The organism is Steroidobacter sp. (assembly GCF_016790065.1).
Classification (GTDB): domain Bacteria; phylum Pseudomonadota; class Gammaproteobacteria; order Steroidobacterales; family Steroidobacteraceae; genus Steroidobacter.
Genome location: NZ_JAEUPY010000857.1, coordinates 1 through 8,162 on the forward strand (window position 1 = coordinate 1; position 8,162 = coordinate 8,162).

An 8,162-nucleotide genomic window follows, 5' to 3' on the forward strand; every position below is an offset into this window, starting at 1 on the left:
TCGTCGAACAACATGCCGAAGTCGGGCTGATCGACGCCGAGCTGTTTTTGCACGGCCTGTGACGTGAGACCGATTTTCGCTCCGACGATGCGACGGCCGGCCGCCAACGCCTCGGCAGTGCTGCGGGCCTGCACTTCATAAGCACCGGCGATGCCGAGCGACTCGATGAGCGGCCGAACCGGATCGCAAGGCGTCCGCGTCTTGGCCGCTTTGCTCAATGCCGCGTGAGCGGCAACGACAGCTTCAGAGTTTGACGCAGACATTGCGCAGCTCCGAGTAGAACTCCAAACCGTGAACACCACCTTCGCGACCGATGCCCGACTGCTTGGCACCGCCGAATGCAGTGCGCAGATCGCGAAGGAACCACGAGTTGATCCACAAGATACCCACTTCGATCTGGCCCGCAACCCGGTGTGCCCGCGACAGATCGCGTGTGAACACCGAGCCCGCCAGACCGTACGGCGTGTCATTGGCCAGCGCAACCGCTTCGTCTTCGCTATCGAACGGCGAGATGTGACAGCAAGGTCCGAAAATTTCCTCGCGCAACACCGGATGCGACTCGGGCAGGCCGGTCCAGATGGTCGGCTGAATCCATGAACCTTCAGCAAACGCGCCCGGCAGCTCGGGAACGCCGCCACCGGTGATGACCGTCGCGCCGGAGGCCTTGGCGCGCTCGTAATAGCTCAGCACTTTACGCCGATGCTCCTGACTGATCAGCGGACCGAGCGTAGTGGTCTTGTCGAAGGGATCGCCACTACGCTGCAGCTCAGCCGCTGCTTTCAACCGAGTCACGAACTGATCGAAGATGGGTCGCTGCACATAGATGCGCTCGGTGCCCAAACATACTTGGCCGCAATTCAAGAACGTGGCGCGTGTGCTGGCTTCGATGGCGACATCCAGATCAGCATCGGCAAACACGATGGAAGCATTCTTGCCGCCAAGCTCGAGCGACACCGGCCGCACGCCTTCAGCCGCCGACTTCATGATCGCTGTGCCAGTGCGCGTCTCGCCGGTGAACGTGATGCCATCCACACCGGGATGATTCACCAAGTGCGCGCCGGCGCTGTCCGGGCCGAAGCCGTGCACGACGTTATAAACACCGGGCGGCACGCCGGCCTCGTTCATGACCTGGCCGAGCAGGGTCGCGGTCGTCGGCGTTTCTTCCGACGGCTTGACGACGACCGTGTTGCCACTCGCTAACGCAGGCGCGACTTTCCAGGTCATCAACAACAACGGCAGATTCCACGGACACACGACGGCGATCACGCCACGCGGTACGCGAATCGAATAATTCAATGCGCCCTTGCCGTCCGGCGTCGGGCTGCGAAACAGTTCGGTGCCATGCGCCAGCATCTGATCGGCGAACGCCGTGAAGTTGGCGGCGCCGCGCGGAATATCCAAATGACTCACGTCGCGATACGGCTTACCGGTATCGAGCATCTCCGCTTTGACGAATTCATCGAAACGTCGCGTGATGCCTTCGGCGACTTTGCGCATGATGGCTGCACGCTCGGCATCGGTCATTTTGCCCCACGGCCCTTTGAGCGCTTTGCGCGCAGCCTGTACGGCGCGATCGACCACAGCCGCATCGGCTTCAGCAACGGTGCTGACCAATTGATTGGTGGCTGGATTGCGATTCTCGAATTGCCGGCCGCCGCTCACGGCGACCCCGTCGATGAAATGCGCCAGGCTCGAAATCGAGGCTGCCATGGGTACTCGGGTTTGAGGAAGTTGCCAGGATTGTGACGGTAGAATTTCGATATTTCAACGACTGAATGCGGGCATTGACTTCCGAAACCACCCCTGGCAGGGTCCGAATATCGAATTTTTACCGACCTAGCCCGCCCGGGCGGGTCATTCGCATACATATAAGTGACCGCAGGGGAGACTACGGGTGAATGCCGCTGTCCAGACCACCGAGCCCGGCGCCCATACCGGCCGCCCGGTCGACGTTACCGCCGTCATCGATGCCGCACCGTTGGGCCCGGCCCAGATCGGCAGCATCGTGTTATGCGGCCTGGTCGCCATGCTCGACGGCTTCGATACTCAATCGATTGCTTTCGTAGCGCCAGTACTGGCCAATGCCTGGCAAGTCGCGCCCAGCAGTTTCGGCCCCATCTTCGTCGCCGGTCTGGTTGGCATTCTGTGCGGCCAATTCATTGCCGGCCCGCTCGCGGACAAGATCGGTCGTCGCAAAGTCATTCTCGGCTGCACCTTGCTGTTCGCGATTCTGACCCTCGCGACCGCCAAGGCCACCAGTCTGAACATGCTGTTGACGCTTCGTTTCCTCACCGGCATCGGCCTGGGCGGAGCGACGCCAAACATCATCGCGCTCACCGCTGAATTCTCGCCGGCGCGACTGCGAGCCACCGCGATCACGGTAATGTTCGCCGGCTTCCCTCTCGGCGCAGCCATCGGTGCGTTGCTCAGCACCGTGCTCATTCCGGCTTTCGGCTGGCAGTCGGTGTTCATTCTCGGCGGCGTGATACCGCTGATCTTGTTGGTCGTGCTGGCCGTGCGCTTGCCCGAGTCGGTGCAGTTCATGGTCGCTGCCGGCCGGCCGCAACAGCAGATCGGTGCATTGCTGGATCGAATCGCGCCAGAGCGAGCCCGCGTCGCCGGCGAGCGCTTTGTGTTGCCGGAGCAACCGGAGAAGGGCTTCAGCATGCTGCTGCTGTTCCGCGATGGCCGCGCCATGAAGACGTTGTTGTTATGGGTGACGTTCTTCATGAGCCTGCTGATGATTTATTTCCTGATGAGCTGGCTGCCACTGGCGCTCCAGCAAGCCGGCTCCAGCATCACGTCGGCACTCACCGCGTCGGTGTTCTTGAATTTGGGCGGCGCCATTGGCGGCATCGTGCTCGGCCGGCTGATCGATCGGTTGGATGCGGCCGCGGTGCTATGTGTCGGTTATGTGGTCGCTGGCGTCAGCACTGCGCTGATCGGACAAGTCGATTCGCAAGTCGTGGTGTTGATGTCGTGCGTGTTCGTTGCCGGCTTCTGCACGATTGGCGGTCAGACGGCGATGAATGCGCTGACAGCGAGCATCTATCCCACGCAGGCGCGTGCGACTGGCCTGGGAACGGCACTTGCCGTCGGACGCATCGGGTCGATAGTCGGACCGCTGGTCGGAGGCTTACTGATGGCGGCCATGGTCTCGACCGAGAAGTTGTTTCTATTGAGCGCGCTGCCCGCGGTGCTCGCTTGCGCGGCGCTGCTGGTGTTGCGCGTCTTGTTACGTCGCTGAGTTGCTCGAGTGCCTGTCCGAGCGTACACGCGAACTGCGCAGCTACTGCATTGGTCGATGGCGGCGATCATCATCGCCGTCTGGATCGTCGGCTATATCGGCAGCGAGACGCCCGGCGGGCCGGACTCACCCAAGCGACTGCTGATCAATATTCACAAGTCGGTGGCCATTGCCGTGCTGGCTTTGGTTGTCGTGCGGCTTGTCTGGCGGGCGTTGCATGCGCCGCCGCCGCTTAGTTCAGGTAGTGCTTTGGTTCGCTTTATCGCCGGCGCTGGGCACTGGCTGCTGTATCTGTTGATGATCGCGATGCCGCTCACCGGCTGGGCCTGGGCGTCTTCCGGCGGCCGCCCGGTTGAATTCCTCGGCCTGTTCGAACTACCTCGCCTGCTCGCCCCGAACGAGGCGGCGAAATCATTTCTCGGCGAGACACACCGTACTCTGGCCTGGGTCACTGCGGTCGTCATCGTCGGTCACGTGTTGGCCGCGATCAAACATTGGTTGATCGATAAAGACGATGTACTGCAGTCGATGCTGAGCCGGCGCCGCTAGCGCCGGCCACGCAGATCAGGGTTGCGGCTTGTTAGCCCGGCGCCCGCTGCCGCCACGCTTCTTGGATTTGCTCAGCAATTCCTCGTCCCGGCGCTCCAGCGCGGTGCGGACGACTTCGGTGGTGCGCTGTAGATGTAATTCAGTGAGCCGGCAGGCGCGCAGCGTCTTGCGGCCGAGCACAGCTTCGACGATGGCTTCATGCTCATCGTGCACGTCACGCTCGATGCTGGCCTCGGCCAGCGAAATCATCCGATAACGCTCCGAGTGATAGTGCAGCATGCTCCGCAGCCGGATCAGCCATTTGGAGCCGCACGCCGACACCAGCGCTTCGTGGAACCGGCGATTTGCGCTTTCCCAACGAGCGAAAGTAGCCGCGTCGCCTTCCTTGAGATGATCCTCGAGCGAGGACAGCTCCTCGTACGCTTGATTGACCGAGCGCTCCCAGTCCGGGCCGCCCTTTTCCATGGCCAATGACAGCGCCTGGGTCTCGATCAGCAGGCGCGTGTTCATCGTGTCCTGCAGCTCGTCCAACGAGATCTGCGACACCCAGAAGCCGCGCTGACCCTCGGCCACCGCCAAAGCGTCGCCAGTCAACTTCACCAACGCCTCACGCAGCGGGCTCAAGCCCACGTCGTAACGCTTGGTCAGCATTTCCATCGCCAGCTTGGTCCCCGGCGGCAATACGCCGGAAATAATATCCCGGCGAATATGCTGGTAGGTCTGGTCGGCGATGGTCTTGGCGACCGTGGTGTTATCGTTGTCCGCTTCGCTCTTCATTCGCTCCTCGAATTGGCCCGCCGCGCTCAGAAACTCTTGGTCAGAGTCAAAGCCACGGCCCGGCCACTGATGATGGCGTTGGCCGCATCATAAGACTCCGGCGCATTGCCCGTCACGATTCTGCCGGTGTCGATGAACGGCGGCTCCTCGTTGGTGGCATTCAGCACGCTCAGGCCGACGCCGGCGCCGCTCAACAAGCCCTCGCCCTCGAAGCGGTAATTGAACTGCAGATCCAGGGTGATCCATTCGTCGATCTTGATCGGCGTGGTGTTCAGCACCGGTGCGCCGGAGGCGTTCGGCACGTAACAACCGCTGACGCACTGGTAGCTGTCGGTGTAGTTCACCGTGGCGATGGCGCTGAACGGGCCGCGCTTATAGGACAGGCCCTGCTTGCTCTTGAGCTTCACCGGATTGCCGGTGCTCTCGTACTTGCCCAGCTTGTCCTGGTAAGCGGCGCCCGGCGTGCCTTGGATGTCATAGGACAGCAACAACGTGCCGTTGGCGAACACTTCGAAGTCGCCGATGCCGGTGTCGAACTCATAGCTGGCCCCCAGATCCACGCCGTCCATCTTCAGGCTGGCAAGGTTGGTCTGAGTCGCATAGATGATGGCCGCGATTTCGCTCGGCTGGCGGGTCGTACCCGGGCCGGACAAGCCGATGAAGCGCGGATCGGCGAACAGCGACGCCACCAACGCATCGTCCGGATTGAACACCAGATTGCTCAGGTACGGGCTGGTGCCGGTAGCGAAATAGTTCGCCAGGATGCCGGCCAACGTGCCCGACGTGATGCGCACCAGGCGATTGTCGATCTGCATGTTGAAGTAGTTGGCACTCAACAGCAGGCCCGGCACGCTCTCCGGCTTGAACTCGAGGCCGGCGGTCCAGGTGTCCGCCTCTTCCGGCTTCAACGTGGGACCGGCACCGCCGGACACCACCATGCCGGTGAACGTACAAGCACCCGACGCGTTCGGCACAGTGCTGTTGAGCTGAACCAACGTGGTGTTACACGGCGCGGTGTAGAACGAGTTAGCGTAGAAAATCGCATTGCCGCCCGGCACCGGCTGCGCGCCGTTGTAAGCAAAGCGCATCGGCGGCGCATGGAAGCTGGTGCCGTAACTGCCACGCAAGGTCAGGCTATCGATGGGCTTGTAACGCAAGCCGAACTTGGGATCGGTGGACGTGAAATCGCCGAGGCCCTGCGAATCTTCGTGACGCACGGCCAGCGACAGATCGAGCGCTCGCAGCCCGGGCAAGGAATTGCGATCGCCGAAAATGGGGATGGCGAATTCAGCGTAGGCGGATTTCACATCGCGCTCGGTGGCGCCGTAAGGCAGGTTCACCGGATTGATGCTGCGATAATTGAAGTCCAATTCGCCGTCGATGTATTCCTTGCGATAGTCGACGCCGACCGCCAATTTCAGCGGGCCGCCGGGCAGATCGACCACCGTGCCGTCGACCTTGACCGTGCCCTGCTTCACCCACGAGTTGAATTCCAGATTCTCATAGCCGATCAGCTGGCTGAGCACCTGCTGTGACAACGGCTCGGTGGAATAAGGATTGTAGGTGGCGTAGTTCAAGCCGGCGCAAAACGTTTGGGCTGCGGTCGGCGAAGCAATCGCGCCGATGTTGCTGGAGTTCAGGCCCATCAACGAACAGGTCACCGAGTTGGGCGCGGCAATGAGGCCGCCGCCGGCGCCGGTAATGAAGTCGTCGATGTTCGCATCGCGCTCCAACATCGACTTGCGGCCCTGTTTCTCACGGCTGTACGAACCCGTGACATCGAGCTGCCAGTCGCCGCCGATATCGAACGTCACGCCCAGGTCGGCACCGTAGCTATCGACCTGCACATCACGCTGGGTGAGCACGTCGTCGACCAGCACACTGAATGCGTTGGTCGTGCCGGCGATGTAGTTCGGGTTCGTGGTCGGGACCGCGCTGTAAATATCGACGTAGCCGGTGTGATAGTTACCTTCGCGCCGCGTGTAACGTGCGCTACCGTGCGTGCTGATGCCGTCGGTGATGTCTTGATCGAACGTCACGAACAGGCTGTGACGCTGCATCTCCGGCAGGATGTCCCAACCGGCCCATGGATTGGAGGAGTTGCCAAAGCCACCGGTGGTCGGAGTGAGCTGACCCACGGTCAAACCAGTGCCCGCACCTTGCGGCACCGTGTAGGCAACGTTGCCGTTAAAGGCCGCGCTGGCCGCAGTGAAAATGTTTGCAGCGGTGCCGACGCGCGTGGTGTAACGCGGCCAGTTGACGCCACCGCGCGAAGAAAGATCGCCGGTCAGATCGCGATCGGCTGCGCTGACGCGCCCACGATCGTTGAATTCATAACCGAGCGTGACGCGACCGCTGTCCCAAGCATGGCCCCACACGGCACTGGCCTGGAACTCATCGCCGCCACCTTCGGTGAGCGTGCCGAAGCGCGCCAGTGTTTGCAGACCTTCGACGTTGCGCTTCAGGATGAAGTTGACCACGCCGCCGACGGCGTCGGAGCCGTACACGGCCGAGGCACCATCCTGCAGGATTTCGATGCGCTCGATGGCCGCCGCCGGAATGTTTGCTACGTCGACGAAGTCACCGAACTGACCCGAGGTCGCCACACGGCGGCCATCGACCAGCACTAGAGTGGACAGCGCGCCCAAGCCGCGCAAATTCACACCCGAGCCGCCAGTGAGATTCGAGCCGGCCGACGAGGTGTCCTGACCGCCGCGATTGTTGTCTGCTTGCGCCACACCGCCAGCGAAGTTCACCGGCAGTTCGCGGAGCAGTTCAGCCACGGTGGCCTTGCCGCTCTCGGCAATTTCTTCGGCGCCGACGGTTTGAATGGCGTTACCGATGGGGACGGCACCGCGAATGTTTGTTCCGGTGACGACGATTTCCTCGAGCGATTCGGGGCTCGCGTCCTGAGCCAGCACCGGCGCGGCCAGCAGAGCAGTGAAGGAAACGGCGGCGGCTCGCGACAGCGGGCCAAATTTGGCATGTCTCAACATGACGCTCCCCAATCTCTTTGTGTCTGCCGCTTGCGCGGCTCATGGCACTGAAGACTAGGCGCGCGGCCCGGGGCTCGTCAATGGATTTTCGAAATAATTAGACTTGGGCGGGGAACTTTAGCGATATGGCTTGCAGGTAAGGCTATGAACGCCGCCAATACGCTCGGGGCGGTCGCACTATCGCCGCCCGTATTTCGAAATAGTCGCTCCAAACTTGCGCAGGACGACCGGCGGACCGGCCGCGCAGCCTACGGCTTGGAGCGTAAAAATTGAAGCGCCGTCAGCACCTGCGCGCGCACGCCGATGGCGAGCACTCGCTCATCGATATCGAAGCGCGGCGAATGATTCGCCGGGGTCGAAGCTTTGTCCTTGAAGTCCCGCGTCGAGCCGATGATGTAGTACACCCCGGGGATCTCACGTTCGAAGAACGAGAAATCTTCCGCCGCGCCTCGCAATGGCGCCGACGTATCGACACCCGCAGCGCCCGCCGCCTCTTTTAGCGCCGGCATGATGGACTCGAGCGTCTTCGGGTCGCTACCTGTGACGTACGCCTGCTGCCTGAAATTGACGGCCGCCGTGGCTCCGTAAGTTTT

The 8,162-nt window shown here is 61.9% G+C and carries 6 protein-coding genes and 1 pseudogene; 2 read left to right on the forward strand and 5 right to left on the reverse strand.

Going from position 1 to position 8,162, the window contains the following annotated elements; genetic code table 11:
- Together JNL55_RS37270 and JNL55_RS34455 are read right to left on the reverse strand one after the other, a co-directional pair.
- A pseudogene (locus tag JNL55_RS37270) lies at nucleotides 1-263 on the reverse strand (2-keto-4-pentenoate hydratase); the annotation flags it as partial.
- A complete protein-coding gene (locus JNL55_RS34455) occupies nucleotides 244-1,698 on the reverse strand; it encodes a 2-hydroxymuconic semialdehyde dehydrogenase (protein WP_415923220.1) in 1,455 nt (484 codons plus the stop codon). The gene JNL55_RS34455 and the pseudogene JNL55_RS37270, both read right to left, overlap by 20 nt.
- A gap of 196 nt (nucleotides 1,699-1,894) precedes the next feature.
- On the opposite strand from JNL55_RS34455, the gene JNL55_RS34460 reads away from it, so the two are divergent.
- A complete protein-coding gene (locus tag JNL55_RS34460) occupies nucleotides 1,895-3,247 on the forward strand; it encodes an MFS transporter (RefSeq protein WP_293865573.1) in 1,353 nt (450 codons plus the stop codon).
- A 9-nt stretch (nucleotides 3,248-3,256) separates the two neighbouring features.
- Nucleotides 3,257-3,796 carry a cytochrome b gene (locus tag JNL55_RS34465; RefSeq protein ID WP_293865576.1) on the forward strand — a complete coding sequence of 180 codons (540 nt, stop codon included), beginning with the start codon at nucleotides 3,257-3,259 and terminating at the stop codon, nucleotides 3,794-3,796.
- A gap of 15 nt (nucleotides 3,797-3,811) precedes the next feature.
- Here the strand turns inward: JNL55_RS34465 and JNL55_RS34470 are convergent, their stop codons facing one another.
- The 3 genes from JNL55_RS34470 to JNL55_RS34480 form a co-directional block, all read right to left on the reverse strand.
- Nucleotides 3,812-4,573: a GntR family transcriptional regulator gene (locus JNL55_RS34470; RefSeq protein WP_293865579.1), complete on the reverse strand. Its 762-nt coding sequence runs from the start codon at nucleotides 4,571-4,573 to the stop codon at nucleotides 3,812-3,814.
- Between the two features lie 26 nt (nucleotides 4,574-4,599).
- Nucleotides 4,600-7,569 carry a TonB-dependent receptor plug domain-containing protein gene (locus tag JNL55_RS34475; protein ID WP_293865582.1) on the reverse strand — a complete coding sequence of 990 codons (2,970 nt, stop codon included), beginning with the start codon at nucleotides 7,567-7,569 and terminating at the stop codon, nucleotides 4,600-4,602.
- Nucleotides 7,570-7,817: 248 nt separating this feature from the next.
- Nucleotides 7,818-8,162 (reverse strand): M20/M25/M40 family metallo-hydrolase (locus JNL55_RS34480; protein ID WP_322111071.1); only part of this gene is annotated, 345 nt, incomplete at its 5' end.

What these genes read in the sequence shown, in the direction of transcription:
- JNL55_RS34475 (WP_293865582.1), bottom strand. Translation starts at nt 7,569, where the DNA reads ATGTTGAGACATGCCAAATTTGGCCCGCTGTCGCGAGCCGCCGCCGTT.
- JNL55_RS34470 (WP_293865579.1), bottom strand. Translation starts at nt 4,573, where the DNA reads ATGAAGAGCGAAGCGGACAACGATAACACCACGGTCGCCAAGACCATC.